Annotated in this window: 30 protein-coding genes, 1 rRNA gene and 1 riboswitch; of the genes, 28 read left to right on the top strand and 3 right to left on the bottom strand. The window is 57.5% G+C overall.

Annotation, left to right across the window (positions count from 1 at the left end):
* Window positions 1–42: 42 nt before the first annotated feature.
* The 11 genes from O9H32_RS29110 to O9H32_RS29060 all read left to right on the top strand — a co-directional run bounded on the left by O9H32_RS29110 (window position 43) and on the right by O9H32_RS29060 (window position 8,558).
* Window positions 43–981: a CpaB family protein gene (locus O9H32_RS29110; RefSeq protein ID WP_269869615.1), complete on the top strand. Its 939-nt coding sequence runs from the start codon at window positions 43–45 to the stop codon at window positions 979–981.
* On the top strand, window positions 978–2,234 hold the full coding sequence (locus O9H32_RS29105) for an AAA family ATPase (RefSeq protein WP_269869614.1): 1,257 nt from the start codon (window positions 978–980) through the stop codon (window positions 2,232–2,234). Before O9H32_RS29110 ends, O9H32_RS29105 begins: the two co-directional genes overlap by 4 nt.
* A 15-nt stretch (window positions 2,235–2,249) precedes the next feature.
* Complete coding sequence (locus tag O9H32_RS29100; protein ID WP_269869613.1) at window positions 2,250–3,686, top strand: ATPase, T2SS/T4P/T4SS family; 1,437 nt, start codon at window positions 2,250–2,252, stop codon at window positions 3,684–3,686.
* Window positions 3,683–4,681, top strand: a complete 999-nt coding sequence (locus O9H32_RS29095; protein ID WP_269869612.1) for a type II secretion system F family protein — start codon at window positions 3,683–3,685, stop codon at window positions 4,679–4,681. The genes O9H32_RS29100 and O9H32_RS29095 overlap by 4 nt, the downstream gene beginning before the upstream one ends.
* A 17-nt stretch (window positions 4,682–4,698) precedes the next feature.
* Entirely contained in the window at window positions 4,699–5,616 is a 918-nt protein-coding gene (locus O9H32_RS29090; RefSeq protein WP_269869611.1) for a hypothetical protein, read from the top strand.
* Between the two features lie 39 nt (window positions 5,617–5,655).
* On the top strand, window positions 5,656–5,796 hold the full coding sequence (locus O9H32_RS29085) for a hypothetical protein (protein WP_269869610.1): 141 nt from the start codon (window positions 5,656–5,658) through the stop codon (window positions 5,794–5,796).
* Window positions 5,797–5,866: 70 nt separating this feature from the next.
* Window positions 5,867–6,043 carry a hypothetical protein gene (locus tag O9H32_RS29080; protein ID WP_013914768.1) on the top strand — a complete coding sequence of 59 codons (177 nt, stop codon included), beginning with the start codon at window positions 5,867–5,869 and terminating at the stop codon, window positions 6,041–6,043.
* Window positions 6,044–6,049: 6 nt separating this feature from the next.
* Window positions 6,050–6,211, top strand: coding sequence for a hypothetical protein (locus O9H32_RS29075; RefSeq protein ID WP_269869609.1), 162 nt, complete (start codon window positions 6,050–6,052; stop codon window positions 6,209–6,211).
* Window positions 6,212–6,233: 22 nt separating this feature from the next.
* On the top strand, window positions 6,234–6,689 hold the full coding sequence (locus O9H32_RS29070) for a hypothetical protein (protein WP_269869608.1): 456 nt from the start codon (window positions 6,234–6,236) through the stop codon (window positions 6,687–6,689).
* Window positions 6,682–7,254: a hypothetical protein gene (locus O9H32_RS29065; protein ID WP_269869607.1), complete on the top strand. Its 573-nt coding sequence runs from the start codon at window positions 6,682–6,684 to the stop codon at window positions 7,252–7,254. The genes O9H32_RS29070 and O9H32_RS29065 overlap by 8 nt, the downstream gene beginning before the upstream one ends.
* A gap of 122 nt (window positions 7,255–7,376) precedes the next feature.
* Window positions 7,377–8,558, top strand: coding sequence for a M24 family metallopeptidase (locus O9H32_RS29060; RefSeq protein WP_269869606.1), 1,182 nt, complete (start codon window positions 7,377–7,379; stop codon window positions 8,556–8,558).
* A gap of 150 nt (window positions 8,559–8,708) precedes the next feature.
* Here O9H32_RS29060 and O9H32_RS29055 read toward each other — a convergent pair whose 3' ends face one another.
* Window positions 8,709–9,221, bottom strand: coding sequence for a YfiT family bacillithiol transferase (locus O9H32_RS29055; protein ID WP_406627414.1), 513 nt, complete (start codon window positions 9,219–9,221; stop codon window positions 8,709–8,711).
* A gap of 248 nt (window positions 9,222–9,469) precedes the next feature.
* Between O9H32_RS29055 and O9H32_RS29050 the strand changes: the two genes are divergently transcribed.
* The 6 genes from O9H32_RS29050 (at window position 9,470) to O9H32_RS29025 (ending at window position 15,120) form a co-directional block, all read left to right on the top strand.
* Window positions 9,470–10,345 (top strand): LysR family transcriptional regulator, encoded by an 876-nt coding sequence (locus tag O9H32_RS29050; protein ID WP_269869604.1) that lies wholly within the window; start codon window positions 9,470–9,472, stop codon window positions 10,343–10,345.
* A 199-nt stretch (window positions 10,346–10,544) separates the two neighbouring features.
* Window positions 10,545–10,919 carry an ATPase gene (locus O9H32_RS29045; RefSeq protein WP_269869603.1) on the top strand — a complete coding sequence of 125 codons (375 nt, stop codon included), beginning with the start codon at window positions 10,545–10,547 and terminating at the stop codon, window positions 10,917–10,919.
* Between the two features lie 278 nt (window positions 10,920–11,197).
* Window positions 11,198–11,485, top strand: coding sequence for an Asp-tRNA(Asn)/Glu-tRNA(Gln) amidotransferase subunit GatC (gene gatC / locus O9H32_RS29040; protein ID WP_269869602.1), 288 nt, complete (start codon window positions 11,198–11,200; stop codon window positions 11,483–11,485).
* A gap of 30 nt (window positions 11,486–11,515) precedes the next feature.
* On the top strand, window positions 11,516–12,970 hold the full coding sequence (gatA, locus tag O9H32_RS29035; protein ID WP_269869601.1) for an Asp-tRNA(Asn)/Glu-tRNA(Gln) amidotransferase subunit GatA: 1,455 nt from the start codon (window positions 11,516–11,518) through the stop codon (window positions 12,968–12,970).
* 18 nt (window positions 12,971–12,988) lie between these two features.
* Window positions 12,989–14,440: an Asp-tRNA(Asn)/Glu-tRNA(Gln) amidotransferase subunit GatB gene (gatB, locus tag O9H32_RS29030; RefSeq protein WP_269869600.1), complete on the top strand. Its 1,452-nt coding sequence runs from the start codon at window positions 12,989–12,991 to the stop codon at window positions 14,438–14,440.
* 227 nt (window positions 14,441–14,667) lie between these two features.
* Window positions 14,668–15,120 carry a GNAT family N-acetyltransferase gene (locus O9H32_RS29025; RefSeq protein WP_269869599.1) on the top strand — a complete coding sequence of 151 codons (453 nt, stop codon included), beginning with the start codon at window positions 14,668–14,670 and terminating at the stop codon, window positions 15,118–15,120.
* Here O9H32_RS29025 and O9H32_RS29020 read toward each other — a convergent pair.
* A complete protein-coding gene (locus tag O9H32_RS29020; protein WP_269869598.1) occupies window positions 15,105–16,796 on the bottom strand; it encodes a hypothetical protein in 1,692 nt (563 codons plus the stop codon). The genes O9H32_RS29025 and O9H32_RS29020 overlap by 16 nt on opposite strands.
* 190 nt (window positions 16,797–16,986) lie before the next feature.
* Here O9H32_RS29020 and O9H32_RS29015 point away from each other — a divergent pair, with 190 nt between their 5' ends.
* The 7 genes from O9H32_RS29015 to O9H32_RS28985 all read left to right on the top strand — a co-directional run bounded on the left by O9H32_RS29015 (window position 16,987) and on the right by O9H32_RS28985 (window position 23,124).
* Window positions 16,987–17,679, top strand: a complete 693-nt coding sequence (locus tag O9H32_RS29015) for an MgtC/SapB family protein (RefSeq protein WP_269869597.1) — start codon at window positions 16,987–16,989, stop codon at window positions 17,677–17,679.
* Window positions 17,680–17,794: 115 nt separating this feature from the next.
* Window positions 17,795–18,397 (top strand): RNA polymerase sigma factor, encoded by a 603-nt coding sequence (locus tag O9H32_RS29010; protein ID WP_269869596.1) that lies wholly within the window; start codon window positions 17,795–17,797, stop codon window positions 18,395–18,397.
* Complete coding sequence (locus O9H32_RS29005) at window positions 18,348–18,821, top strand: anti-sigma factor (RefSeq protein WP_269869595.1); 474 nt, start codon at window positions 18,348–18,350, stop codon at window positions 18,819–18,821. Before O9H32_RS29010 ends, O9H32_RS29005 begins: the two co-directional genes overlap by 50 nt.
* A 15-nt stretch (window positions 18,822–18,836) precedes the next feature.
* Window positions 18,837–19,496, top strand: coding sequence for a hypothetical protein (locus tag O9H32_RS29000; RefSeq protein WP_269869594.1), 660 nt, complete (start codon window positions 18,837–18,839; stop codon window positions 19,494–19,496).
* 12 nt (window positions 19,497–19,508) lie between these two features.
* The gene (locus O9H32_RS28995; protein WP_269869593.1) at window positions 19,509–20,747 is read left to right on the top strand and encodes a DUF4097 family beta strand repeat-containing protein; all 1,239 of its coding nucleotides are present in this window, start codon (window positions 19,509–19,511) and stop codon (window positions 20,745–20,747) included.
* 64 nt (window positions 20,748–20,811) lie between these two features.
* Window positions 20,812–21,255: a peroxide-responsive transcriptional repressor PerR gene (gene perR / locus O9H32_RS28990; RefSeq protein WP_269869592.1), complete on the top strand. Its 444-nt coding sequence runs from the start codon at window positions 20,812–20,814 to the stop codon at window positions 21,253–21,255.
* A gap of 147 nt (window positions 21,256–21,402) precedes the next feature.
* A complete protein-coding gene (locus tag O9H32_RS28985) occupies window positions 21,403–23,124 on the top strand; it encodes a glycosyl hydrolase family 18 protein (RefSeq protein WP_406627408.1) in 1,722 nt (573 codons plus the stop codon).
* 73 nt (window positions 23,125–23,197) lie between these two features.
* Here the strand turns inward: O9H32_RS28985 and O9H32_RS28980 are convergent, their stop codons facing one another.
* Entirely contained in the window at window positions 23,198–23,551 is a 354-nt protein-coding gene (locus O9H32_RS28980) for a DUF2614 family zinc ribbon-containing protein (RefSeq protein ID WP_269869590.1), read from the bottom strand.
* 136 nt (window positions 23,552–23,687) lie between these two features.
* Between O9H32_RS28980 and O9H32_RS28975 the strand changes: the two genes are divergently transcribed.
* The 4 genes from O9H32_RS28975 to O9H32_RS28960 all read left to right on the top strand — a co-directional run.
* On the top strand, window positions 23,688–24,563 hold the full coding sequence (locus O9H32_RS28975) for a nucleotidyltransferase-like protein (protein WP_269869589.1): 876 nt from the start codon (window positions 23,688–23,690) through the stop codon (window positions 24,561–24,563).
* Between the two features lie 29 nt (window positions 24,564–24,592).
* Window positions 24,593–24,733: riboswitch (TPP riboswitch) on the top strand.
* Between the two features lie 95 nt (window positions 24,734–24,828).
* Complete coding sequence (gene thiS, locus O9H32_RS28970) at window positions 24,829–25,029, top strand: sulfur carrier protein ThiS (RefSeq protein WP_269869588.1); 201 nt, start codon at window positions 24,829–24,831, stop codon at window positions 25,027–25,029.
* Window positions 25,030–25,060: 31 nt separating this feature from the next.
* Window positions 25,061–25,834 (top strand): thiazole synthase, encoded by a 774-nt coding sequence (locus tag O9H32_RS28965; RefSeq protein ID WP_269869587.1) that lies wholly within the window; start codon window positions 25,061–25,063, stop codon window positions 25,832–25,834.
* 381 nt (window positions 25,835–26,215) lie between these two features.
* A 16S ribosomal RNA gene (locus tag O9H32_RS28960) occupies window positions 26,216–26,294 on the top strand; the annotation flags it as partial.

Genomic DNA, 26,294 nt, shown 5'->3' with positions numbered 1-26,294 from the left:
GCCTTACTTCATCCTCAAGATACGGATGATTTGGTTTCTTAGATGAAAGGAGTGAATGACGTGCAGAAGGCATGGATCGCCGGCACGATCGGCTGCCTGCTTATGGGCGGCTCGGTGGCAGGCTATTGGCAGTTTATGAAACATACGGAGTTTCGCGTACAGACGATGGAGACCGTCAAGCCTGTCCGCATGCTCCACAGCGGCGAAGTCGTGCAGGCGTCCCTGCTGCGCAAGGAGATCATCCCGGCAGCCGCCCATCAAGCGGAGGCGGTGACCCAGATGGAGGATCTGCTCGGGAAGACGGTGCTTGTCCCTCTGGCTAGCAGCGAGGAGCTTGTCGCATGGAAGCTTGACGATCGCAAGATGGTGCCGGGAGAAGGGGAACGGTATTTCAGCTTCCGGACGGATGCGGCGGCGAACGTGAATAATATGGTGCGGCGCGGAGACCGGGTCGACGTCTGGGTCGAATTCGACCAGCCGAAGGGAGTCACGGACGCCAGCGGCACTTTGTTCACGGTGGGCGCGGTGAAGATTATTGAAGGGCTGCCCGTGACGGGCGTGAAGACGCCCGAAGGGCAGGAGATCGCGGATGCCGGCGGGCTGGAGACGGTCGTGGAACCGGCCCGGTCCCAGTATGGGCAGGCCCGGTCGAAGGCAGCCGGCAAGCCGGAGCTCAATACCTATATCATGAGCGACGAGGTGTTCGAGGCTTACTCCCTCGGAGGTCTGGGCGGGAAGATCAAACTGGCGCTTCCCGATTTGACCGCGCCTACAGGACCTTCGGGCGCAGTCACCCCGCTGTTCCGGCAGTTGAAGGAAGCGGACGCTTTTACAAAAACCAAGCCCCAGGTCCGGTTGAATGGAGAGCTCGATTCGAAGCAAATCAGCGGGGCGGCAAGCGGCAGTGCGAATGGAGGTTCTACTGCGGAACCTGCACCGGCTCCCGAGGCCCCTATAGCAACGGAGGTTACGACACGATGATACGGATATTGGCAGGACTCCCTACGATGGAACTCACTGAGAGATGGAAAGGGATGCTGGGAAGCAGGACGGATAGGGAAGTAGTGGCTTCTTACGGGGCGGAAGGCTTCCTGGCGAGGCTGCAGGACTCTTATGATCAGGTGGTCGTGCATACGGGTCTCTTCTATGACCGCTATCCGTGGGAATGGATGGAGGAGATTCGGCGGACCCAGCCGGAGGCGAAGGTGGCGGTCGTGCTGGACGACGGAGTCTATGACTCGTTCGCCCTCGAGGCGGTGGGCCGTCTGGCTATTTCTCTCGACTTTGTCACGGTCCCGGCCGGAAGCCGGGAAGTAGAGATGCTTAGTGATCTCGCCTGTTTCGTCGAAGGCCGGGATCGGGAGGGCATCCGTCCCTCCCGTGCAGAGGGAAGCCGCGGGCGCATTGCGGCCGTCTGGTCTTCGGCCAGCAAGGACGGCGCGACGACGATCGCGATCAACACGGCGCTGGCGCTGGCATCGACGGGCCGGCTCCGTGTCGGTCTCATCGACGGGAATCTCCGCAACCCGGAGATCCGGCCGCATCTGAACCTGATGGACCGCGGGCATAGCCAGTTCAAGCTGAGGCCCAAGATGCAGACGCAGACCCTGCAGGCCGAAGATCTGCTCGAGGGCTGCACCTCTTACCGCAAAATGCCGGGTCTGCACATCCTGACCGGCTCGCCCCGCCGGGATACGGCGCAGGACCTCACGCCGGATATGATGGGCGGACTGCTCGAGACCGCCCGGCAGACCTTCGATATTACGATTGTCGATGTGAATGCCTTCCCCGACAATGCGGCCACGGTCTGCACGGTGAGGGAGGCAGACGTCCGCTGGCTCGTAACGCAGAATAATTACGCCTCCTACCAGACGAGCTGGAACGAGTGGTATAACTGCTACTGGCGGTACTGCGGCCTGCTGCCGTCGGACATCTCGCTGGTCGTGAACCGCTGTGCCGTGGGCGACAAACCGGAGCGGATCGCAGGCATGCTCGGCATGACGCTGGCGGCAGCAGTTCCGAACGTGGGCTGCGGGCTCGGGCTGCAGTCCGTGCACGAAGGCGTGCCGCTCTATCTCCGTCCGAAGGCGGAGGGCTTCTCGGAGGCGATGGGCCTGCTGGCAGCTTCGCTGGCCCCGGATGCGGCAGCTGCCGCAGCGGACATATCCGCGAAGGCGCCTTCCGTGCCAAGGATGGCACGCTGGGCGGCGCGGTTTACGGCCTTGTTCGGATAGGAGGGAAGGGAAGCGATGAATGTTAGACAACCATTCCCTCCGCGGATGTCGCCGAGGATCCGTTTCGATGCCAGCCGGTATGTGAAGGATTTGATGCAGGCCCAGCAGCCGCTTCCGGGGGCCGGGTTGTCCCTGGGGTTCCCGGAGGCGGGGAGCCGGAGCCTTCGGCGTATGCCGCTCTCTGAAGCGGTCGGCGTCGTATACGAACACCTGACGGAGCGCTCTCAGAACGATCAGGAGCTGTATCATGATCTGCTGCAGGCGGGACTCGGCGAGCCGATGGCCCAGGCGAGGATGAAGGCGGTCATCGACACGCTGCTGCTCGAGTATCGCATCGAGGTCGACCCGCGCACGCTGATTTCCCCGCTGAGCGCCACGGATTGCGTCTTTGCCGAGACGTGCGGGGCCAGCCTGATCGAAGACTTGTACCGCCAGCCGGATGTCGAAGAGGTTCAGGTCATTGGCTGCGACATCTATCTGCTGCGGCAAGGGGAGATGGTCCGCCATCCGAGACGGTTTGCGTCGCTTTCGGATGTGGTGCTGCTGCAGGACCGGCTCTCCCTCTGTGGCAAGAAGCCGATCAACGAGCGCCAGCCGTTCGTTCAGTCGTACATGTGGAACCGGTCGCGGCTGGTGATGACCCGTTCGCCGTATTCGGACGTGCCGAGCATTCATATCCGCAACTTTATTGTGAAGGATGTGACGCTCGAGGTACTGACGGAGCTCGGCACCATCGATGCGAAGATGGCCCGGCTGCTGGCGCTGCTCGTAAGGTACCACGCGAGCATCCTTATCGGCGGCGGGACGGCCACGGGCAAGACGACGTTTCTGTTCGCCCTGGCCCAGGAGATTCCGGAGAACGAGCGGATCCGTACACTGGAGAAGGAGTTCGAAGTCTCGCTTCGCGAACGGCTTCGGGGCAGCCGCAATATATTGGCTGTCCGCGAGGTGGAGGACATCGGTTTGTCGATGGAAGAATCGTTCAAGCCGCTGCTCGTGATGAGCCCGCACTGGGTCATCGTCGGGGAAGCGAAGGGCTCCGAAGTGTCCCAGATGGTGCAGGGGGCTTTGAGGGGACACGACATGATGGGAACGATGCACACGAAATACCGCGAATCGTTCATCAGCGATGTGGTCGATATGATCAAACAGGACGGACGCCAGCACGATTCCGCCGATACGGTGCGCCGGGTGGCCCGCGCGTTCAATCTCATCATCTTTTTGAGGATGGTACGGATCGGAGGAAGAGCGGTGCGCATCGCTACCGAGATTACGGAGCTGTCGGTCGACGAGGGGGGATCCGTCCGGATCTCTCCGCTTGTCGAATGGGACTACGGAGCAGGATCTTGGCGGTTCACGGGGCATACGTTCTCCCGTCCGCTTCGCGAGCATCTCATTGCGGGCGGCGCCGATCCCCGTGAATTCGGACAGCTCGGGGTGTGGGGCTCATGAGCGCGGGACCTTACTGGCTGCAGCATCTGCTGGAGGGGATTTTCCTCGGCGCCTGGGCCGGCGGCTCGCTGCTGCTTCTGCTGCCGATCCTCCGGATGGTGAAGCGGCAGGCTGTCCGTTACCGCCGTCTTCAATCCTTGAATGCGGGCACCTCTGCCACGGCAGGGGGGAGAGGCGCCCGCAGGACGCTGGTTTCGCTGGGGCCGCTGAAGCATCTTGGCGAGGAGATGGAGATCGCCGAGCTCCGGGGCGGGGTGGAGCCCGTGGCGGCGCTGATGCTCCTCTTGGCTTTCGCCGGCTGGTTCGGGTCCGAGGGGGCGGTGAGGCTGCTGCAGGAGAAGTTCGCGGTCGGCGCCGACCGGCAGATTTCGGTCCATGCCTGGCTGCTCAGCAGCGGCGCCGCCTTATTCCTGGCTTCCCTGCCGTACTTCTGGATTCGCTTCCGGGTGCAGCGCAAGCGACAGCGGATCGCCCTCCGGATGATTGCCGTCGTGCAGAATCTGATCGGCCATTACCGTCCCCGTCTGACGCTGGCCGAAGTCATCGTCAAGTCCTCGGACTCTATGCCTTACGAGGTGAGGAGCGAGTGGCGCCGGCTGGAGCTCGCCCTCCATATGAAGGGCACGCAGGAGGCGCTCTACGAGTTCGCCCGGCGGGTGGACAATGAGTGGGGGGACGACCTGGCGGATCTGCTGCTGATCGGTTCCCACTACGGTACGGATGTGACAGAGGCGCTGCACCACCTTACGCTGCGGATGCAGACCGCAAGGCGCCTCGAGGAGAACCGGCTGGCTATGATCACGGTCTACCGGCTCGGCACGACGTTTATGGCTGGCTTCGCGTTCTTCGTCGTAGGCTTCAATATTTACGCAGACGGGGCCAACTACCGCCACTATTTTGTAGACCCGGCAGGCCGGATGCTGCTGCTGATTTCTTTCGCCGTCATGTTCGTCTCCATGGTCATGGTGGTCCGCTCGGGCCGCAAAGCTTTTTAAAGGAGGGAATGTCCATCATGTTAACTGGAGTTGCCGCACTCGCGGTGTGGGACGCAGCCTTTCTTCTTGCGTTTGCTGCGGGCAGCGCGCTGCTGTGGATTCCTCTGCTCGGCCGGCTGCGGATGGGCAGGGGCAGCCGTCTGGCGCTTCTGCTGGAGAGGGCGAAGCAGGCGGGGGAACGCCGGAAGTTTGTCCGGGGGGAAGAGCGCAGCGTCTCACTGGCGGAGCGGCAATTCCAGGAGAAGGCCTCCTTGGCGGGGCTGCCCCGGGAATGCACCTACCTGCGCTTCAGTCTGCTTCGCGGAGGAATGGCCGCTTCCTTGGCGATGCTGGCCTTCGCAGCACAGCCGCCTGCATCCGTTCCTCTCTCCGAGTGGAGCGGGGGCACCTGGATGGGACAGGTTCTGCTGTATGGCTCCTGCCTCTCGGCCGGCTGGTGGATTCCCATGCTGCTGGTGCTGGCGGCTGCCGGACATAAGCGGACGCAGCTGCTCCTCGAGATAGCCAAGCTGTCGCACCGCCTCTCCGTCTGTGTCAGCGACAAGGCGGACCTGCGCGATCTGCTCGTACGGGCCGGCCGGCCGCTGAAGCTGCTGCAGCCGCATTTGCAGGAACTGACGGTACTGTGGGCGAAGGACCGGCATGAAGCGATCGCACGGTTCCGCGACGCCGTAGGCATCTCGGAGGTCTACCCGCTGGTCAACGCGCTGGAGGCCATTTCGCTCGCCGAAGCCAAGGAAGTGGCGCAGGTGCTTAAGGAACAGACGGCGGGGATTGAAGCTGCTCTATCGTCCGAGGTCACCCGCAAGCTCGAGAATGCGCCCGTCTGGATCTCTTTCTACATTATGATTCCCTTCGCGGTGATTGTGCTGCTGTTCCTGTATCCGTGGGTCATTACGATCTCGGCGCAGCTCATGACCTCCTTTCAGGGCTGAGGACAGCTGCCGGGCGGGGGAGAAAGGAGCGCGATAATCATGTCCAAACTTATCATCGCCGTGCTGATGGCGGTGCTGCTCGGAGGATCAACGCTTTATGTGGTCGGAGGCCAGCTGGTGCCGGCCGTCGGTACCGCCGGAGCGACGACCCGTTCGAATATCGTGGACGCTTTTCAATAACACATCATGCTTAATTGCATACACCATCATTTTAAATAAACCGACAATCTTGAGAGGATGGAATCACATCATGGGAAAATTAGTAATTGCTTGCTTAATGACGGTACTGCTCGGAGGGGCGGCCATGTTCTTGGCCGGTTCGAAAGTAGGCCCTGCCGTAGGAACGAAGGCCGGTAACCTCAATACCAGTATCTCTACCGCAACGGTCAACCAGACGAGCGGGACCGTAACGGCAACGGCACCATAAGCGGCGATGGCAAAGCTCATTACGCTGTGTCTGACGGTCGTGCTGATTTTCGGCGTATGCACCTACATCTTCCGTCCCCAGGGCGGCAGCGGGCTGACGGAAGAGATCCGGGACGGTCATGAGACCGTTACCGGGAGCCTTAGAGGATTCGACTATGTTACGGACTGAGAGGCCTGACCTATTTGGCACAATGGCTGCTTTTTGGAAGGAAGAACGGGGTGTATCGAATCTGCTGGTGACGCTGTTCCTGATGCCGGTGCTGCTGTTTCTGGTCTTCGCGATCGTACCCGTCTTCGTCTACTCGATGAAAGGGGCCCATGTCCATACGGCTGCGAGCCATGCGCTGAAGGAGGCGGAGGCGGTAGGTTACGTGTCGCCGGATGTTGCTTCCCGGCTGGGTGAGCGGCTGGCTGCCTTGGGACTGGGGAGCGTCACGGTGAACGGCACCGGGTACCCTTCCTATACCGGAAGCACAGGGAGCAAGGTGCTCCGGGACGATGCGAACCCCACGGTGAAGCTCGTGGTCAAATACCCGGCGCCGAATCTCTCCCATATGCTGAGAGCCATAGGAGGGCAGGGGGGGAATGAGGCAGCCGAAGGTTTCTACTATATCGTACTCTACGGAAGAAGCGAGGCTTATGAGTAAGTGGAGAGGGTTCGCCCGTGTGCTGCAGACCTGGGAGAAGGAAGACGGAGGCGTTCACATCCTGCTTATGGGGCTGTTCGGCCTGATCTTTGCAGTCCTGCTGTGGGTTACCGTGTTCAACTGGCTGATGCAGACCGGCGGCCTCGGCAAGAGCAAGTCGCTGCTTGACCACGCGGCCCATGCCGCCTCCTTGTCGGTGGATCGGGCGGAAGCGGCCCACGGCCGTCTGGCCTGGGACCAGGCTGGGGGGACCGAGGCATTCTACCGTTTTCTCCGGCTGAATTTCAAGCTGGATGAGACGCTGCGTCCGGTGGCGGGCAGCATGCTGCCGGAGGCGCCGGTGATTCATCTGCTGGAATTCGTGACGAGTCCAACCTACCCGTATGTGCTGCGAAGAGTGGTGACCGTTCATGAGGGCGAGGCCGAACGTACGACAAGGAATGTGGAAGTGACGCTGTACGGTCCGTCCGTAGTGGCGGTGATGGAGATCCAAAGGCCGCTGCTCGGCAGCGGACGGAGCGAGCCGTCGGTGATTTCTTCGGTGGCGAGTGTCCGGATGCGGTGAGGAGAGGGGCCGGGTCCCGAGATGGGACGAACGGGGGCGGGGGAATACTTTTGCATTTGGAGCGGTCAGCGCGTAATCTTAAGGAATCGGATTCGAACAGAACGCTGACGGAGGCAGGAACCATGAGCGAATATCGGGCGCGTATCGAACGGCTGCAGATGAGGCTGCAAGCGGAAGACATCGACGGCTTTGTCGTCACGCAGAATGTGGATTTGTACTATTTGACTGGTTCCATGCAGACGGGGTACTTGGTGGTGCCTGCGAGCGGGGAGCCGCGTTTTTTTGTCCGGCGGAGCAGGGCCCGGGCAGAGGTGGAGGCGGCAGCGGCCGTGGAGGCGCTGGAATCGTTCCGCTCCTTGGGCCAGCAGATCGCCGCGGCCTTCCCGCAGCTCGGGCCGGCAGCGAAAGTAAGATTGGCAGCGGAGTACGACGTGCTGCCCGTGCAGCAGTTCCACCGGCTGCAGAGTCTGCTGCCCCACGCCGAGTGGGCGGACGGCTCGCTTCTGATCCGCGAGCTGCGGATGATCAAGACGCCGTATGAGATCGGCCGGATCCGCGAAGCGGCGAAGCTGATCGACGAAGCGCTGGAGGATCTGCTCGGCCGGCTGCAGCCCGGTATGACCGAGCTGGAAGCGATGAGCGGCGTAGAGCACTTTATCCGGCGCCGGGGGCACCTCGGGCTTATGCGGGTGAGGGGCTACAATCAGGAGATCATCACAGGAATGCTGGGAGCAGGGGAAGCGGCGGCGGAGCCGACTTACTTCGACGGTCCTGCGGGCGGACGCGGACTCAGCCCCGCTAGTCCCCAGAGCGCCAGCCGCCGGCCGATCGGTCCGGGCGAGCCGATCTTAATCGACATCGGCTGCTGCGTCGACGGATATGTCATCGACCAGACGCGCACCGCTGTCATCGGGAAGATGGCGGTCGATCTGGAGCGAGCCTACGGGGCAGCGGAAGAGATTCTCCGCCGGACCGAGGAGCTGCTGCGCCCGGGCACGTCATGCGATAAGCTCTATACGGAGTCGCTCCGATGGGCGAAGGAGGCTGGTCTTGCGGAGCACTATATGGGCTTCGGCAGCGATCAGGTCAAGTTTCTCGGCCACGGCATCGGGCTGGAGATCGACGAGCTTCCCGTCCTTGCCCGCGGGTTCCGCTATGGGCTGGAGCCGGGCATGGTCTTGGCGGTCGAGCCCAAGTTCACCTTTCCGGGGCAGGGCGTGGTCGGCATCGAGAATTCTTACGCGATTACCGGAGAAGGCTTCGAGAAGCTGACCGTATCGCGGGAAGGGCTGCTCACCTTGTAGGCTTCTCCGGGGTGCGGCATGGAGCCATTGCTGCCCCTCCGTAGTCTGCCGGCATCATCCTGCGGGTTACTTCTTGCGGCGGTCCCGATGGCGGTCATTACAGTAGTGACCCTTCCTTATTCCGGGGCCTCTTCCGGCTGCGTACCGTCTTCATCCTGTCACGAGCCGGATGTGCGCCAGATGGTGGCGTCCGTGCCAGGCATAGATGCCGATGTTCGCGAAGAGAGGGACGACGCCGCTGTCCGGGTGCCGGAAGGTGCGGGAGAGCTGCTCGCCGGACAGGCTGCGCAGAAGCAGGACCCAGCGGGCATGCAGTCCCTCGAGCAGCGAGAGGGAGAGCTCGATCGGCGCTTCCCGCGTGTCGCCCAGCTCGGCCCACAGCTCCTCCCGGTACGGCTTGATCGTCGGCTCCTCTTCCGTCAGCGCGAGCTTGAAGCGGATGAGGGAGTTCATATGGCTGTCGGCCAAGTGGTGGACGACCTGCCTGACGGTCCAGCCCCCATCGCGGTACGGCGTATCGAGGAGCTCCGCATCCGCATTTTTCAAGAGACTGCGGAGTTCGGAGGGCAGTCGTTCGATGTCGTCGATCCACGAAGCGATGAGCGCTGCGTCCGGTTGGTCTGGTGCCGTGAAGGTGCCGATAGGAAACTGCCTTGATTGAATAGTGGTCATGAGTTATCCCGCCTTTGTTCTCGAATGCGGCGCGCCGTTTCCTTAGGATGGAGGCACTGGTTTGGGGAAGGCCGCCGGATATCTCTTACCATACCATGGACTAAACATCGAAGTTAGCTATTGTTTTCGATCATTCGAATCGATATTATCGATACATAAGCGAGTTACATCACATGGACCTAAAGCACGGCATAGCTCGAAGACTCCTGCCGCTGCACCGGGAAAGAGGCCTGTCTACTATGGATCTTACATGTCTTCATACCTTCTGCCTGGTCGCCAGGCTCCGCAGTTTCACCAAAGCGGCAGACGAACTCGGTTATGTGCAGTCGAGCGTCACGGCGCAGATCAAGCGGCTGGAACGGGAATACGGCGCGGTGCTATTCGAACGCTTCGGCCGAGGCATCCGTTTGACGCAGGCGGGAGAAGAGCTTTTGAAATATGCGGGAGGAATGCTCCAGCTGCATGAGGAGGCCAAAGCGGCGATCTCTTCCCAAGCCTCCGGGCGCATCGTGATCGGCACGATTGAGACGCTTGCAGCCTTTTTCCTGCCCCCCTTGCTGCAGCGTTTCCGTACGCTTTACCCAGGGGTACAGGTAGCGCTTCAGCCGGGCTCGGAGGCGGAGATCATCCGGCGGGTCCGCGAAGGCGAATGCGATGTAGGTCTGATGCTCGACAGGGCTTACACGGGCCGGGAGTTCGTGTGCCTTCCCCTGCGCGAAGAGCAGCTTGTTCTGCTGGCCGCGCCGGACCATCCGCTGTTCCTGTCCGCGGGCCCCTTGACGGTGAGGGAGCTGGGCGGCCACCCCATGGTCGTGACGGAGGAAAGCTGTACCTACCGATCGGCCTTGGAAAGCGAGCTTCGCGGTGAAGGGGTGGCTTATCGGTTTGCCTACGAGCTTGGGAGTGTGGAAGCGATCAAGCAGTGTCTCGTGCACGGGCTGGGCGTCGGCCTTTTACCGGTCATTGCCGTCCGGGAAGAGCTGGCGGCCGGGAAGCTGGCGGCTCTGCCTTTCGAGCTGCCGGGGCCCCCTTTTTACACGCAGCTCATCCATCATCGGAAGAAGCGGCTCTCCGCTTCGCTGCAATCGTTTATAGGTCTTTTATCCTCCCGGTAGACATGTCGGAATAAGGCGCTTTCTATCATTGCCTATCCTATCAAATAATGATAATATGAGTAGAATCACAACCTGAGCTCTACCACGTTGCAGGCAAGATTCATGGGCATTCTCTACTTCGGATACTCTATGATTTAAATATAAGATATCATTCATGAATCAGAAGCAAGGGCCGGTTGAACCAAGAGGGGGAACGTCCATGCTGCGTTTGGGACAGAAGGTTTATATCGTTGGAGACAGCTTTGAGCAGCATCTGCCGATCGGCGAGTACGGATATGTCATCGCGTATGACCGCAATGCGGACAACGTATTTGACTATGTGATCCGCATACCGAAGATGAACAAGCACGTGTTTGTTCCGGCTTCCGATGTGGAAGTAGAAGAAGTGCTGGTGCAGTTGGAGGTAGACCGCCTCGAGCGTGAATCCCTCATTGATTTTGCCTTGGCCACCAAGAATGAGGAACTGTTCCGCCGGATTATGAACGGGGACGGCGAGAGGGTCGAAGAGCCGATCGCGGAAGTGCAGTCGAACGAAGATTTTATCAAACAAATCGGATTGAAAGCCTGGATTTAACACATACGAACCGGCCTGCGCCCGCTTCTTTACGAAGCGGCGCAAGGCCGGTTTTTTTCTTGGAAGGTATCCCGGGCCCGCCCGCTGCCCGGCAGGAACTGTACCGGATAGGATCAATTAGGCGGGAATAAAGTGTTATTCCTTGCTTTTTTACCGGAGAACCGGGCAGTTCATGTTACCCGCAATCCCTTCCTGCCGCCGGGGGAGGGATCATTGAGTTCACTAGGCATCTGGGCTATAATAATAAGAATGATTTGGAAGAGAGTGAGGTGCAGACCATGAGTGTCACCATCAAGGACGTAGAACATGTTGCGGGTCTGGCAAGGCTTGCGCTGTCGGAGGAAGAGAAGGAGCGGTTCACGGAGCAGCTCAATGCGATTCTGAAGTATGCCGGGCAGCTCGAAGGGCTCGATACGGAAGGCGTGGAGCCGACCAGCCATGCGATGCCGCTGGTGAACGTGCTGCGGGAAGACGCTGTACGGGAGTCACTGCCGATTGGCAAAGTGCTGCTGAACGCACCGGATGAAGAAGACGGCCAGATCAAGGTGCCGGCGGTGCTTGAATAAAGGAAGGATCATGGAAGGGAGGACGTCTGCTTGTCTTTGTTAACACTACGGTTGCAGGAAATACATAACAAGCTTCATGCCAAAGAAATTACGGTTTCGGACCTCGTGGACGAATCCTATAAGCGTATTGCCGCGGTAGATGGCCAGGTGCGCGCATTCCTGACGCTCGATGAAGAGAATGCCCGCGCAGCGGCGGGAGTGCTCGACGGACAAGCTTCGGGCGGAACCAGGGGACTGCTGTTCGGGCTGCCGGTCGGCATCAAGGACAACATCGTCACCGAAGGCGTCACGACGACCTGCGCGAGCCAGTTTTTGAAGAACTACAATCCGATCTACGATGCGACGGTGGTCCGTAAGCTGAAGGCCGCCGATGCGGTATCGGTGGGCAAGCTCAACATGGACGAGTTCGCGATGGGCGGTTCGAACGAGAACTCGAGCTTCCACGCGACGACGAATCCGTGGAATGCCGAGTACGTGCCGGGCGGCTCCAGCGGCGGCTCGGCCGCGGCGGTGGCGGCGGGCGAAGTATTCTTCTCGCTCGGCTCCGATACGGGCGGTTCGATCCGGCAGCCGGCGGCTTACTGCGGCATCGTCGGCATGAAGCCGACGTACGGCCTCGTCTCGCGCTTCGGGCTCGTAGCGTTCGCCTCGTCGCTCGACCAGATCGGCCCGCTGACCAAGAACGTCGAAGACAGCGCTTATCTGCTTCAGGCGATCGCGGGGCACGACCCGCAGGACTCCACGTCGCTGAACACGGACATTCCGGACTACGTCAGTGCCCTCACGGGAGACGTGAAGGGGCTGCGGGTAGCGGTGCCGAAGGAGTACTTCGGCGAAGGCATCGACCCGAAGGTAAAGGATGCGGTGCTCTCGGCACTTAAGGTGCTGGAAGGCCTTGGAGCGGTCGTGGAGGAAGTATCCCTGCCGCACTCGGAATACGCGGTAGCCACTTATTATCTGCTCGCTTCCTCGGAAGCTTCTTCGAACCTGGCCCGTTTCGACGGGGTGCGCTACGGCGTGCGTGCGGAGAATCCGAAGAACCTGATCGATATGTACACGAAGTCCCGCAGCGAAGGCTTCGGCGATGAAGTCAAGCGACGGATCATGCTTGGCACCTATGCGCTTTCTTCGGGCTATTACGATGCCTACTATCTTAAGGCGCAGCAAGTGCGTACGCTGATCAAGCGCGATTTCGACCAAGTCTTCGAGAAGTACGATGTCGTCATCGGGCCGACGGCTCCGACGGCAGCCTTCAAGCTCGGTTCGCAGACGGACGATCCGCTGACGATGTACCTGAACGATATTCTCACGATTCCGGTGAACCTGGCCGGCATTCCGGCGATTTCCGTACCTTGCGGCTTTGCGGACGGCCTGCCGGTCGGCCTGCAGATCATCGGCAAGGCGCTGGACGAGTCCACGGTCCTCCGTGTGGCCCATGCTTTCGAACAGAATACCGACTTCCACAAGCAGCGCCCGGCGCTGTAACCGAAAGGAGCAACCCAAGTGACAGCAGCAACCGACAAGAAATACGAGACGGTCATCGGGCTTGAGGTGCACGTCGAACTGCATACGAAGTCCAAAATTTTCTGCGGCTGCTCCACCGCCTTCGGGGCTCCGGCGAACACGCATACGTGTCCCGTTTGCCTGGGGCACCCGGGCGTTCTTCCCGTGTTGAACAAACAGGCGGTGGAATACGCGATGAAGGCATCCATGGCGCTCAACTGCCAGGTAGCCACGGAGAGCAAGTTTGACCGCAAAAACTACTTTTACCCGGATTCGCCGAAGGCGTACCAGATTTCGCAGTATGACAAGCCGGTCGGCGAGCATGGCTGGATTGACATCGAGGTGGGCGGCCAGACGAAGCGGATCGGCATTACCCGCGTCCATCTGGAAGAAGACGCCGGCAAGCTGACGCACGTGGATGGCGGCTATGCATCCCTCGTCGACTTCAACCGGGTCGGCACACCGCTCATCGAGATTGTGTCCGAGCCGGATCTGCGTACGCCGGAAGAAGCCCGCGCTTATCTGGAGAAGATCCGTGCGATCATGCAGTACTGCGACGTGTCCGACGTCAAGATGGAAGAAGGCTCGCTTCGCTGCGACGCCAACATCTCTCTGCGTCCATACGGTCAGGAGCAGTTCGGCACGAAGGCTGAGCTCAAGAACATGAACTCGTTCCGCGGCGTTCAGCGGGGCTTGGAGTATGAAGAGTGGCGGCAGGCAGACCTGCTCGACAGTGGTGGTCAAGTGGTGCAGGAGACACGCCGCTGGGACGAAGCCCAGGGCAAGACGCTCAGCATGCGCGGCAAGGAGCAGGCGCATGATTACCGGTATTTCCCGGATCCGGACCTCGTGGCCCTGCATATCGGAGATGAGTGGAAGGAGCGAGTGCGTGCTTCGATTCCGGAACTCCCGGATGCCCGGAAGAAGCGTTATGTGAGCGAGTACAGCCTTCCGAGCTACGATGCGGAAGTGATCACTTCGCAGATGAAGCTGGCGGATTTCTTCGAGGAGAGCCTGAAGTACACCGGTGACGCCAAGGCCGTCGCGAACTGGATTATGGGCGAACTGCTCGGCTATCTCAATGCGAACAACCTGGAACTGGCCGATGTGAAGGTTACAGGCAAGGGCCTCGGCGAGATGATCGGCCTCATTGAGAAGGGCACGATCTCGAACAAGATTGCGAAGACCGTGTTCAAAGCGATGCTGGAGACGGGTAAGGCTCCGCAGGCTATCGTAGAAGAACAAGGGCTTGTACAGATCAGCGACGAGGGCGCCATCGGGGCGATCGTCGATACGATTATTGCGAACAACCCGCAGTCGGTCGCCGACTATAAGGCGGGCAAGGAGAAGGCTGTCGGCTTCCTGGTTGGTCAGGCCATGAAAGAAACCAAAGGCAAGGCCAATCCGGGCATGCTCAACAAACTGATTCTGGAGAAGCTGAACGGAGCATAACTATACAATCATTAAAGAGTGGTATACCCGTGGGAGAGGTCGAGGCGACCTGTCCGGGCGGCGTATACCACTTTTTTAAACTATCAGAATCTACATCTCACTAGGGCTCGATCCTGTAATCTTATATTTCTAATAAACGCGCGTCGTCCTTTAAAGGACAGCGAAGCCGTTTATCTTGCTAAGCAATGAATGGGTCTCGTCTTCTTTAAGGAACGGAGGGCTGCGGGATGATACGGAAAATCGACCTTGACCATATGAGGGAAGTATTGCCTTTACTGGAACTGCAGCAGACGGCTTATCGGCTGGAAGCGGAGCTGATGGGGATGCAGGAAGTACCGCCTCTGCTGGATTCCCCTGCTACGCTTAAGGATTCGGAAGAATGCTTTTTCGGCTATTACGAAGGCGAACGGCTCGTGGGGGCGGGAGCCTGCAAGCAGAGCCGCAAGGAACTCTTAATCTGCCGCATGATGGTGCATCCCGACTGCTTCCGCCAAGGGATCGCCAGCCGTCTCCTTCAGCATATGGAGACCTTCGCCCCTCCGGGGATGCGGATCCGCGTCGCTACAGGGACGAAGAATGAGCCCGCTGTCAGATTATATGAGAAGCACGGCTATGTTCCGGGTCAGGTTCATTTGGTCGCTCCCGGTGTGAGCCTCACTCAGTTTCAGAAGAGAGGGTAGGCTTGCAGGTCGGGAGAGGTGCTGTCCAGGCTCCTGTTCTTGAGCTGCCCGTTCGCCAGCTCAAGGAAGAGCCGGCTGCCGTCCTGTGCGGTATAACTAACGGAGAGGAGTCCCGCGCCGTCCGAAGCCCACAAGGGAGCTGCCTGCTGCTCCAGATACCGTGCCCATTCATCCGCATGGCGCACGCCGAGGGCGGCGGCTTCCTTGGCGTGCAGCACTTCCAAGACGAGACCTCCCCGTCCATCGCTAAGGGGAGACAGCACAGACACGCGGTCCGGCTCCTCTGCCGTACGATACCCGTGCAGCAGGTGGAAGCTCACGTAGACACCGGAATCGAGCACTCCCGAGCCGCTTCGCGGCGTGAAGCACCACTCTCCCTTGGGCAGGCATCCGATCAAGAAGTCCGCCGCCTCGGTATCTCCGGAGGGGATATCCCAGAGTTCCATTACAATCCCTCGGTGGAATAGAACCTCGCCGTAGCGGCTGGCATGGCGGGTGTCGCCTGGGCGATAGCCTGCCCCCGGATGGAAGAAGGTGAGCTGATTCACTCCGGCCTGGGCCGCCTCTCCCCCTAAGGGAAGCGACAGAGCCCACCGGACTTGCTCGTTATCGTATTCCTCGCGCCGTTCCCAGATCCCGCCAAGGGCATAAGCATCCGTCCGGTACAAGCTGGTGTGAGCCTCGGATTCCGTATGGCCGCCGGCTTCGGCAAAGCGGATGCTTCTCTTGATTTCCTGAGGCTGCGGGGCAGCGGCCGCCGATCTCCGGACGGCCTCCGACACCTCGTAGGTGAACAGGGCCGCCCCTTCCAGCCGGGGGAAGGAGGCTGGAGCCGGGAAGTCTCCGAACTGGATATAGTCATGGGCCGTATTGGTATCCTTGGGCGCATCGTGAGGCCAGACGCGGGAGCGGGCACCAGTCCAAGCTCCGGCCAGGTAAGCCTCGGCCCGAAGCTTCCATAGTTTCTCCAGCATGCGTTCCGTCAGGTTTTTCGCCTCTTCGTCCTGGACCAGCTCCCAGACACAGGTGAAAGCTTGAATCCAGTGCCAATGCCAGGGAAGGCACCCGTATTCCTTGAAGCCGAACCGCTCCAAGTGCTCGAGGATGCGGGCCGTGTGCGAGAGGCCCTCCCGGAGCAGGGAGGCGTCTTGGAACAGGTGGCCGAGCAGCAGTTTTTGCGCCGTATGTTTTGCTTCATGATGGGTCAGGTTCTGCAGGGGATGTCGGTAGACCGGGCTGCGGTATAGATGCAGGAGGGCTTCGTCCACCTCCTTTTTTATAATTGGAGGAAGCCTTTGGCCGTATCGTTCATAGAATAAAATAAGAAGACAGCCCATAAGCTCCACGGGCAGTGGATGAGGCTTGGCCGCCGAGGGATCCTCCCCGAGATGCAGGGGCCAATGCCCATAGGTCCGGCTGGACGGATCACGGTCCTGCAGTTGCAGAATACGCTGCAGCATGCCGGCCGCAAGCTCCATGCCCTCGATGCGCCGGTACTCCACCCAATCCTCCGCGCCTCCCGCCGTATAAGCGAACAAATGTGTTGCAAAATAATAGTTGTCACGCACATCGGAGTGGAACCAGAATCCGGTGGAGTGAAGCGGCAGTTCCATCGCCTGCTTGGCGGCAAGCCGCAGCACCTGGCTTCTTCTCTGTTCGACGGTAGTTACCGGCATGGATCAGTCCTGCTTTCTTGTCGTAATAGATACGGATTGTATGGATAATATACAATTTAAACGTTTCATTGGTTGTATTTATAAGTCTAATCTCCGGAGACTGCTTGTCAATGCTTTTTTGCTGCAGGCTTCTGCGGCCGGTTCGTCGGCATGATACAATAGGGTTCAACATCCAGAAGGAGGGCCTGCTATGTATGATCCCTGGTCTATCGATTATCTGCACATTACCCTGAGGCTCATTTTTTCGGTGCTTCTCGGCGGCATCATCGGGCTTGAGCGGGAGCAGAGCAGCCATGCGGCGGGTCTGCGCACGCATATTCTTGTCTGCCTGGGCTCTACGCTCATCATGCTTCTTTCCATGTATGGCTTCTCGGAGTTCGCCAAGCTCGATAATGTCCGGCTGGACCCGGCCCGCCTCGCGGCGCAGGTGATCAGCGGCATCGGTTTTTTGGGCGCGGGGACCATTCTTTATACCGGCAAGTCGATTACGGGACTTACCACTGCCGCGTCCCTTTGGGTTGTGGCAGCCATAGGATTGGCCAACGGAGCTGGCTTCTACTATGCGGCAGGTCTTGCCTGTGTGCTCTCGCTGATGAGTTTGTTTGTGTTAAACCAAGTGGAGAAGAAGTATTTTCGGGCCAAAAAAATGCGGCATTTCAAGCTCGTGGCTTTGGACCGTCCGAGTCTGATCGGCCAAATCTCGGGATTGCTTGGCAAAGAAGGCAACACCATCCAAAAGCTTTCCGTAGAAGATGTATCGACGGACGAAGAAGAACAGCTCCTGATTCACTTCACAGTTCGGATGAGCAAGCATACGAAGATTGCCGATACCGTCGAGGACCTGAAGCATTTGTCCGGCGTACGTTCGGTTTCGTGCGATTGATGGACCGGATCTCCCTTGCCTGTTGAAGCGCAAAACTTTTTTGCGCCGGGTGAAGGGATTTTTTACGTTACTGCGTCTAACTAGATGTATAACGAAAAGGCAAGGCGGTGAAACGATGGATGACATGACGGATGAACAGCTGGTCGACCTGGTCCGTCAACACGATGAGGATGCGTACAGATTGCTCATGGAACGCCATAAGGATTACATCTATACGCTGATTTACCGTATGGTCGAACATCGGGAAACCGCCGAGGATTTGACACAGGAAGTGTTCATCAAGCTGTATCGGAATTTGGACCGGTTCCGCGGGGACGCGCAGCTGAAGACCTGGCTGTACCGCCTTACGGTCAACCTGGTGACGGATTACCGGAGATCCAGGCAGCGGCGGCCCGTCGAGGCCCTGCTGGATAAAGTCAAAGGCTGGTTCGGCGACCGTAGGGAAGAACCGGAGGCCCGCCTGCTTCGGCGGGAGGATCAGGAGACGATGCAGGGCCTGCTTGCAGGACTGCCAGACAAGTATAAGCTGATTCTGTATTTGTATCACTATAAGCAGCTGTCATATCAGGAAATTTCGGAAGTGACAGGTCTGGGTCTGAAGACGGTGGAGACCCGGCTGTACCGCGGCAAATCGCTGCTGAAGGAAAAATGGCTGGAGGTGCGGGGTCATGAACATCATGCATCCGAACGAACAAGAACTGCAACGCTACCTAAATAAGAGAACCCCTGAACTGGAGAGCCGCCGCATCCGGCGCCATCTGCGAAGCTGCCCCCCATGCCGGAGAAAGCTAGGGGCCCTGCTGGAGATCGAAGAGCAGCTGGACGGCCTGGAGATGCTGGTGGCTCCGCCCGATCTCTCCGACCGCGTCCTCACCGAGCTGAAAAGAGAAGACCGCGGCGATGTCCCGAGCTTGCCGAACGCAACGAGAGACTTCCGTGCCGCGCCACCCGAGAAAACCTATTGGAGGAAAGAGCTGCTGCACGGGATGATCGCCATGGCGGCCACGCTGATGTTCATTTCTTCGGGGCTTGTCCGCCGGCTGGTGGCGCTGGATTCCGATCAGCTCCAAGAGGGCGTCCGGTACGGCGCCGCCGTATGGCTTCAGACCGTCCAAACGGTTTCGCACCAATTGCTGTCCTAAGGAGGAGACCAGGGTATGCTCGAAGAACAACCAGGAGACCCGCAGCAGCGGAGGGAAGACGAAGAGGACGTTTTTTTGAAAGAACGTATCGAGCGATGGAGCGCAAGCAAGGAGGAGAGCCGGCCGCGGCAAGAACCGTTCGATCCCTTTTTTCCTCCCCGGCCCGTCAAGCGCAAGTGGATTGCAGGACTGCTCTCTTTCATGGTACCGGGCACGGGGCAGCTGTATCTGGGTCTGATGCAGCGAGGAATGGGCATGATGCTGCTGTTTATCATGAATATCTTCGCGATCGTATTCTTTGCTGTCAACGCCGAGATGAACATCCCGCTTGTGGTGCTGTTCTCGCTCCTTGTGCCGGTGATCTATTTTTACAATATATTCGACGCCTTGCAGCAGACGGATCGGGTGAACGGATACGGTGGACCGTTGTCTTACGGCGGCCGCGGGTTGGAGGGGACAGGAGACGCTTCGGTTCCTTCGCCGTTCGGCCGCTCCTTAGCCGGAGGCAGAGGCTTCGGATTCTTGCTGATTGCGGCCGGTGCGGTATTATTCCTCACGGCCGGCAAGCCGGAATGGTTGAACCGGATGATGGAATTGCTGGGTTCTTCGGCCGGTGCGCTGATTCTGATCGGAGCAGGCCTATATATGCTTGTTAGAGAAACCATGAGAAAGTAAGGGGAGAACCTTATGCATAAGGCCGGCCGGTATACGGCGGCACTGCTGCTCATTTCGGTGGGGACGGCAGTCATTGCCGACAAAATGACGGGGGGGTCTTGGACCTCGAGGTTGATGGAATGGTGGCCGGTCTTGTTTATCCTGCTCGGCATGGAATATATTGTGTACAACCGCAAGGGCGGGGAACAACCGATCCGCCTGGATGTAGGGGGATTAATCTTTTCGATTCTGATCTCCGCAGTGGTCGTGGCCGGAACGCAGTCGTTCGAGTTTTTTCGGAATTGGGATCATATTCAGCTCGGCGGGTCGTTCGGCGAGGATTCGGATGCGCGGCGGATCGATCAGGAACCGGTTCGGATTCCATTGTCAGCGGATATCCAGAAGCTGACGGTCGATAACAGGCTGGGCAGCGTGAAACTGCAGCCGGGCGAGGGGGATGAAGTCATAGCTCTTCTCACCGTTCATGTGAAGGATGAGGACGAGGAAGAATCCCAGCGTATTGCGGATGCTTCCAAACTGAAATACAGCGCAGCTTCCGGGGAGCTCGTGTTGAAGACGGCCGGCATGGGGGAAGATGGGGGGCTGGTTTGGCTCGGGAACAAGCCCCGGATGGACTTGACCCTTACTGTGCCGGCACAGCATGCGTTGAATTATGAACTGAATCTGGAGAATGGCAGCATCGAAGCCGGGCAGCTGCTCCTCAAGGAATGGATGCGGGGGGAGACGACTAACGGTTCCGTTACGTTAAGTGAATTGAAGGGGGAGCTGCAGCTGCGCACGACCAACGGGCGGATTCAAGCCGAGAAGACGGTAGGCGCACTGACGCTGGAGAGCACCAACGGCCGGATAGATATTAAGGCGCATGAGGGGAATGCGGTGCTTCGCACTACCAACGGCAAGCTTAGTGCCGATACCGTGCAGGGCGAGCTGGAGGCCGAAACGACCAACGGCACCATTGAAGCGAACGGTGTTAGGCAAGGAGTCAAAGCCCGTACGACGAATGGGACGATCCAGATCGCCACAGCGGAGGTTGGAGGGGATTGGAACATCCAGACCAGCAACGGGAAAATCGGTCTGAAGCTTCCTTCCCAGGGGGATTACCGAATTGAAGGCGTCGGGAAACTGGGGAAGGTCGAATCGGCTCTTCCGCTGACCGTGAGGGACAAGACGGTCAGCGGTACGATTGGATCTGGTAAGTATCTGCTTCGTGCTCAAACGAACGGATCGCTCACTCTTGAAGAGGCTCATTGACAATTCGGCGGTCATCCGGGTACAATCAGAAGATATACCTTCTTGAAATATGGCGGTGAACACCATGAACCATCGATTGGAAGAAGCGCTGAATACCCTGAAATCCATGGGCGTCCGAATGACTCCGCAGAGACACGCCATTCTTTCCTTCCTGCTCAGCACGATGGGGCACCCTACGGCGGACGAGATTTACAAGGCTTTGTCTCCCCGGTTTCCCAGTATGAGCGTGGCTACAGTTTATAATAATCTTAAAGTGTTTATAGAAGCGAAGCTCGTCCGTGAGATGACCTACGGTGATCAATCCAGCCGGTTTGACGCCGATTTATCCGATCATTACCACTGTCTGTGCGAGAAGTGCGGCAAATTGGTCGATTTCGCTTACAAACCGCTCGACGAATTGGAGCAGGCGGCTGGAGAGATGACGGGTTTTCATGTCAAAAGCCACCGGGTCGAGTTGTACGGCGTTTGTGCGGATTGTGTGCAAACAGGCAGCGGTGTGAACGCTTAGTCGGGCATAGCAAAGAGAAGATTCTACAATTACCGCAAGGACGTATTCGGTTTTCCGCTTTTGGGCGGTCCGTATGCGTCCTTTTCTTTTGTGGAATCGTCTACTACTTGAGAATGCAGTGAAGAAAGGGTGACCCCCGGGGTGGGAATGGCGGATATACCAAGACGAAGACGCGGCAGGACTCCGTGGAAGCTGGTGCTGCTTGCATTAGTGTGCGGGTCCGTGCTGGGAGTATATGCATGGACACAATATGTGCCGAATTTTTTCCATGAGAAGCCTGATTTTCAAGGTGTGAACAAGCCTGTATTTTATCGAGGGGTTCAATTGGACCAGGGAGCAGCTGGACAGAAGGAGAGCTTGAAGCTTGGACTCGATACGGTGAAAGAAAAGATAGATGCCCTACTAATCTACGAATCCTCCAGCGACTCCGCTATTATTACGACGGAAGACAAAGTAGTCCGGCTGCGGACGAGCCAACTGACGGCCAAAATCAACGAGAAACCGTTCCAGCTCCGCTTCCCTATGGAGAAGATAGATGAAGTAGTATATCTGCCGATGGATCCGCTTAAGGATTTGTACGGGATCGAACTCAGGGAGTCGGAGGAAACGGGAGCGGTAATTCTGGTCAAGCCAAGAGATGAAATCCGCTGGTATAAGACGGTGTCCCGGCCCGAGGAACCCGAACGTACGGTTGCGATGCGGAGCACACCCACGATCAAAGGGGCGATTTATAAAGACCTCAGCCAGGGGGAGCGGGTCATGGTGTGGGGGGAGGAAGGGGAATGGTATCGTATCCAGTTGACTAACGGATTCACAGGATACGTACCGAAGGAGACACTGCAGGAGGACGGGACAGAAGTTCTGCCGAGTCCCCAGCCTGCTTCCAAGTTCGAGCCGCAAAAGCCACTGAAGCTTCCGATCCATGTGACCTGGGAGCATGTGCTTACGAAGAATCCGGATACCTCGGCCATCGGCCCGATGCCGGGCCTTGATATAATTTCTCCGACCTGGTTTCATATCCAGGACGGGGAAGGAAACCTGAAGAATATGGGAGACGCCTCGTATGCCAACTGGGCGCATGAGAGGGGATATCATATCTGGGGGCTCTTCAGCAATGGATTCGACCCCAAGCGTACTACCGCGGCGCTCTCTACGTACGACAAGCGCATGAAGATGATCAAGCAGTTGGTTTCCTTCGCTGCTCTCTATAAGCTTCAGGGGATCAATATAGACTTTGAGAATGTGAATGTGGAGGACAAGCAGAATCTGGTCCAGTTCGTCCGTGAAATGACCCCTCTGCTGCATGAGCAGGGCCTTGTCGTTTCCATAGACGTTACCCCCCGTTCCGGCAGCGCGAACTGGTCGCAATTTTTGGACCGGAAGGCACTCGCACAGACCCTCGATTTTATGATGCTGATGGCCTACGACGAGCACTGGGACGGCAGTCCTGTGGCCGGCTCCGTAGCTTCCCTGCCTTGGGTGGAGAAGTCGCTGCTGGGACTTTTGGAGGAAGATGAGGTACCGCCCTCGAAGCTGCTTCTTGGTATTCCGTTCTATACACGGGTGTGGACGGAGACGGTGAAGAACGGCAAGACCGAAGTGGATGCCAGATCGGTCTTTATGGATATGCCGCAGCGGATGATCAAGGAGAAGAAGCTGACGCAGTCCTTCTCGAAGGAGACGGGACAGAACTACATCGAGTATAAGGAAGATGGCAAGCGCAACCGCATTTGGATAGAGGACGAAACGTCCGTCAAAGCCCGGACGGCGCTTGCGAACAAATACAAACTGGCCGGAGTGGCCTCCTGGCGCAGAGGGTATGAGAACCCTGCCGCATGGGAATGGATTCAATCCACCTTAAAGCCCTGAAGCGTGGGGAGACGAAGGAACGTGCACCAAAAAGGCTTGCCGCGATGGCAAGCCTTTTTGGTGCCATATGATATTAGAGAGCGCTGCCGCTGCTGCTTGCCGGATCATGCTTCGGATCCATCGACAGGATCGTTTTGCAGTACATGCAGCGGTCAGTTTTACCGAGGATTTTGGTTGGACGGCCGCATTCGGGACATTCCACTACTGTGGCGCTGGTCGACATCATGCCTGCCGCGAAATAGATGCCCATGGAGACCAGCATCGCCAGGGCGCCGACAACCATACTGATAGCAGCGATCCAGCGGCCCGCAATGCCCCAATCGAACACGATGCCGGCCAAGCCGACAATCATCAATGCCATACCACCCATGGTCATCAGTAGTCCCCACAGGCGGAACTCGTTCACTTTGCTTGATCTTAATCTCATGTATAGTCACTACCTTCATGCAAGATTTATAGAAGATTATAAGGATTGTCATATGGCGATGGCAGGAAACGGCGCACTGATGTAGAACTAATTCAGTATCGAACTATGTGTCCATTGTCAGGAGGCTTTCTCGTTCATGGAAACCCTAAAAAAAGATTGGGTGCATCGATTCCGGCAAGATCAAACGGTGATCAGTGTATCAGCGGTGGACAACCCTTCTTCGTTTTCCGCCGTCACCGACGGATTTGATATGCTGCTGTTGATCGTCTGCCGTGACAACGAACGCAGCCATCAACAAATTCATTATATAAGAGACGACCTCCGTATACAAGAACGGTGGGTCAGTCCGGATACGCTTGCCGATTTGATTCTTCATGGAGAACACCGGAACATTATTTACTGGATTCTAAAAGGGGAGATACTATTGGATCGGGATATGTATCTGGAGAGTTTACGGCACAAAGTCCTTGAATTCCCCGTCGATCTCAGGGAGCATAAACTGCTGATCGAATTCTCCAAGTTCTTAAGAAGCTACCTGCAGAGTAAGGAGTACATACTCGAGGATCATTTGCTTGATGCCTATAATAATATACTTGAAGCCCTGCATCATTGGGCGCATATCGTGATCATCGAGTCGGGCAGCCATCCCGAAGTGACGGTGTGGCGCCAGGTTAAGAATATCAATCCGGGTGTATACAAATTGTATGAAGAACTAACGCTGAGCAAGGAAACGCTGAAGCAGAGAGTTCAATTGGTACTGCTCGCCTGCGAGTTTTCGATCATGTCCAAGATGGAGCGCTGCTGTAAGCTTCTTCTGGAAGTATTGTCCGGCCGCGAAGAGGCTTGGAGCCTGCAGGAGCTGCAGCAGCAGCCCAAGCTAACGGACATTCGCGCCGAGCTTCCGCTGCTTATGAATAAACTCGTCAAGAAATCGCTGGCCAAGGAAGTAGCCTATACGGTAGATGAGGAATTGACGCTTCTTGAGCTGCGATATAAGGATGTTAAAAGTTGAATCCTGTGATATAATGTCAGCAACAACCAAATAGCCACTAGGGGAGCCTCTGTAATGCGGGGCTGAGAAAAAGAAGCGGATTCTTTGACCCTCGGAACCTGATACGGCCGCCTGTAGAATCAAGGGCGTCACTGGATTATGCCAGCGTAGGGAAGTGGTCGAATGCTTGCAATTCATGTGGTTCACGCCATTTTGACATTCGGTCAGCCCTGCTCGGGGCTGGCTTTTTTTGTTATAACGGCTATGAATCAAAGGAGGTGAAGCTGTGAATTTGATTGTGAACGGTGAGGCAAGAGATGTGGAGGGCGCTGGGACGGTAGCGGAATTATTGGCGGTTTTCAAACTCCAGCACAAAATTCTCGTCGTGGAGTTGAACCGTGAGATTATCGACCGCAGTCATTATGAAGAGACGAAGCTGACTGACGGAGACCGGATCGAGATTGTGCATTTTGTCGGCGGCGGCTGACAGGTAACCAACTATAGGGGAGAAGTGAACCATGAGCGAGACGTTAATCATTGGGCCTTATGAATTTCATTCGAGATTGCTTCTTGGCACCGGTAAATTTAATGACCTGGATGTTCAGAATAAATCGGTACAGGCTTCCGGGGCGGAAGTCCTGACTTTTGCCATTCGTCGTTTGCCTGTAGATAACCCGGACGCGCCTAATTTTCTGGAGACGCTGGATTTGAAGAAGTTCACCCTTCTGCCGAATACGGCGGGAGCTTACTCCGTAGAGGAGGCAGTCCGGATCGCGCGCCTTGCCAAAGCCACAGGACTATGCGACATGATCAAGGTGGAAGTCATAGGCGATCCGAGAACGCTTCTTCCGGACCCTGTAGGCACACTGGAAGCAACTAAAATTTTAGTGGATGAAGGGTTCATTGTCCTTCCTTATACATCCGACGATCCGATTCTGGCCCGCAAGCTTCAGGAGGCCGGGGCCGCTGCCGTTATGCCGGGCGCTTCTCCTATCGGTTCGGGACAGGGGATAACGAATCCGAACTACCTGCGCTTTATCATTGAAGAAGCCAAGGTGCCTGTGATTGTCGATGCAGGCATCGGAGGACCTGCGGACGCGGCTCTTGCCATGGAACTCGGCGCAGATGGCGTGCTTTTGAACACGGCTGTAGCGGGTGCTCAAAATCCGGCGTTAATGGCGGAGGCTTTCAGACTGGCCGTAGAAGCCGGACGAAAAGGATTTTTGGCAGGACGCATTCCCAAAAAGCGATATGCTTCAGCCAGCAGTCCTGAGATCGGAATGATCGAATAGGATTAGGCGAATAATAAATCAAGAAGAGCCTAAAGGATGGATCCTATAGAGCTCTTCTTTTTTTATTTACAAAAGCTTGACATATAAAAAGGGTGTGTGTTAAATTAATTTTCGCCGCTTCAAACGGCTTGCCTTCCTAACTTGGACAAGCAGCAAGCAAAAATAAAAAAACAAAAAAAGCTTGCAATTGAATAAGCGAATGTGGTACATTGTAAAAGTCGCCGCTGAACGAGGTGACAACAAACGACAAAATTTCAAAAGAATGTAAATGGAATAAGTCGCGAAATTGCCCTTTGAAAACTGAACATCGAGTGAGTGTTAAATATAGAAGCTCAGCAATGAGTTTCTGCCATGCTTCAAAATGAGCAAGTCAGCTTTTCTTTAATGGAGAGTTTGATCCTGGCTCAGGACGAACGCTGGCGGCGTGCCTAATACATGCAAGTCGAGCGGATCATTTCCT

Source organism: Paenibacillus caseinilyticus (assembly GCF_027533645.1).
GTDB classification, from domain to species: Bacteria; Bacillota; Bacilli; order Paenibacillales; family NBRC-103111; genus Paenibacillus_G; species Paenibacillus_G caseinilyticus.
Note: the sequence above shows the minus strand (reverse complement) of the source record. Positions and strands in the feature narration are given on the sequence as shown.

Coding starts and splice junctions, on each gene's coding strand:
- O9H32_RS28980 (WP_269869590.1), bottom strand. CDS start 23,551: ATGAGATTAAGATCAAGCAAAGTGAACGAGTTCCGCCTGTGGGGACTA.
- O9H32_RS28975 (WP_269869589.1), top strand. CDS start 23,688: ATGGAAACCCTAAAAAAAGATTGGGTGCATCGATTCCGGCAAGATCAA.
- O9H32_RS29050 (WP_269869604.1), top strand. CDS start 9,470: ATGGATCTTACATGTCTTCATACCTTCTGCCTGGTCGCCAGGCTCCGC.
- O9H32_RS29000 (WP_269869594.1), top strand. CDS start 18,837: ATGCTCGAAGAACAACCAGGAGACCCGCAGCAGCGGAGGGAAGACGAA.
- O9H32_RS29015 (WP_269869597.1), top strand. CDS start 16,987: ATGTATGATCCCTGGTCTATCGATTATCTGCACATTACCCTGAGGCTC.
- O9H32_RS28995 (WP_269869593.1), top strand. CDS start 19,509: ATGCATAAGGCCGGCCGGTATACGGCGGCACTGCTGCTCATTTCGGTG.
- O9H32_RS29025 (WP_269869599.1), top strand. CDS start 14,668: ATGATACGGAAAATCGACCTTGACCATATGAGGGAAGTATTGCCTTTA.
- O9H32_RS28985 (WP_406627408.1), top strand. CDS start 21,403: ATGGCGGATATACCAAGACGAAGACGCGGCAGGACTCCGTGGAAGCTG.
- O9H32_RS29100 (WP_269869613.1), top strand. CDS start 2,250: ATGAATGTTAGACAACCATTCCCTCCGCGGATGTCGCCGAGGATCCGT.
- O9H32_RS29010 (WP_269869596.1), top strand. CDS start 17,795: ATGGATGACATGACGGATGAACAGCTGGTCGACCTGGTCCGTCAACAC.
- O9H32_RS29085 (WP_269869610.1), top strand. CDS start 5,656: ATGTCCAAACTTATCATCGCCGTGCTGATGGCGGTGCTGCTCGGAGGA.
- O9H32_RS29065 (WP_269869607.1), top strand. CDS start 6,682: ATGAGTAAGTGGAGAGGGTTCGCCCGTGTGCTGCAGACCTGGGAGAAG.
- O9H32_RS29075 (WP_269869609.1), top strand. CDS start 6,050: ATGGCAAAGCTCATTACGCTGTGTCTGACGGTCGTGCTGATTTTCGGC.
- gatC (WP_269869602.1), top strand. CDS start 11,198: ATGAGTGTCACCATCAAGGACGTAGAACATGTTGCGGGTCTGGCAAGG.
- O9H32_RS28965 (WP_269869587.1), top strand. CDS start 25,061: ATGAGCGAGACGTTAATCATTGGGCCTTATGAATTTCATTCGAGATTG.
- O9H32_RS29045 (WP_269869603.1), top strand. CDS start 10,545: ATGCTGCGTTTGGGACAGAAGGTTTATATCGTTGGAGACAGCTTTGAG.
- O9H32_RS29020 (WP_269869598.1), bottom strand. CDS start 16,796: ATGCCGGTAACTACCGTCGAACAGAGAAGAAGCCAGGTGCTGCGGCTT.
- perR (WP_269869592.1), top strand. CDS start 20,812: ATGAACCATCGATTGGAAGAAGCGCTGAATACCCTGAAATCCATGGGC.
- O9H32_RS29080 (WP_013914768.1), top strand. CDS start 5,867: ATGGGAAAATTAGTAATTGCTTGCTTAATGACGGTACTGCTCGGAGGG.
- O9H32_RS29060 (WP_269869606.1), top strand. CDS start 7,377: ATGAGCGAATATCGGGCGCGTATCGAACGGCTGCAGATGAGGCTGCAA.
- O9H32_RS29095 (WP_269869612.1), top strand. CDS start 3,683: ATGAGCGCGGGACCTTACTGGCTGCAGCATCTGCTGGAGGGGATTTTC.
- O9H32_RS29090 (WP_269869611.1), top strand. CDS start 4,699: ATGTTAACTGGAGTTGCCGCACTCGCGGTGTGGGACGCAGCCTTTCTT.
- O9H32_RS29110 (WP_269869615.1), top strand. CDS start 43: ATGAAAGGAGTGAATGACGTGCAGAAGGCATGGATCGCCGGCACGATC.
- O9H32_RS29070 (WP_269869608.1), top strand. CDS start 6,234: ATGGCTGCTTTTTGGAAGGAAGAACGGGGTGTATCGAATCTGCTGGTG.
- O9H32_RS29105 (WP_269869614.1), top strand. CDS start 978: ATGATACGGATATTGGCAGGACTCCCTACGATGGAACTCACTGAGAGA.
- O9H32_RS29005 (WP_269869595.1), top strand. CDS start 18,348: ATGAACATCATGCATCCGAACGAACAAGAACTGCAACGCTACCTAAAT.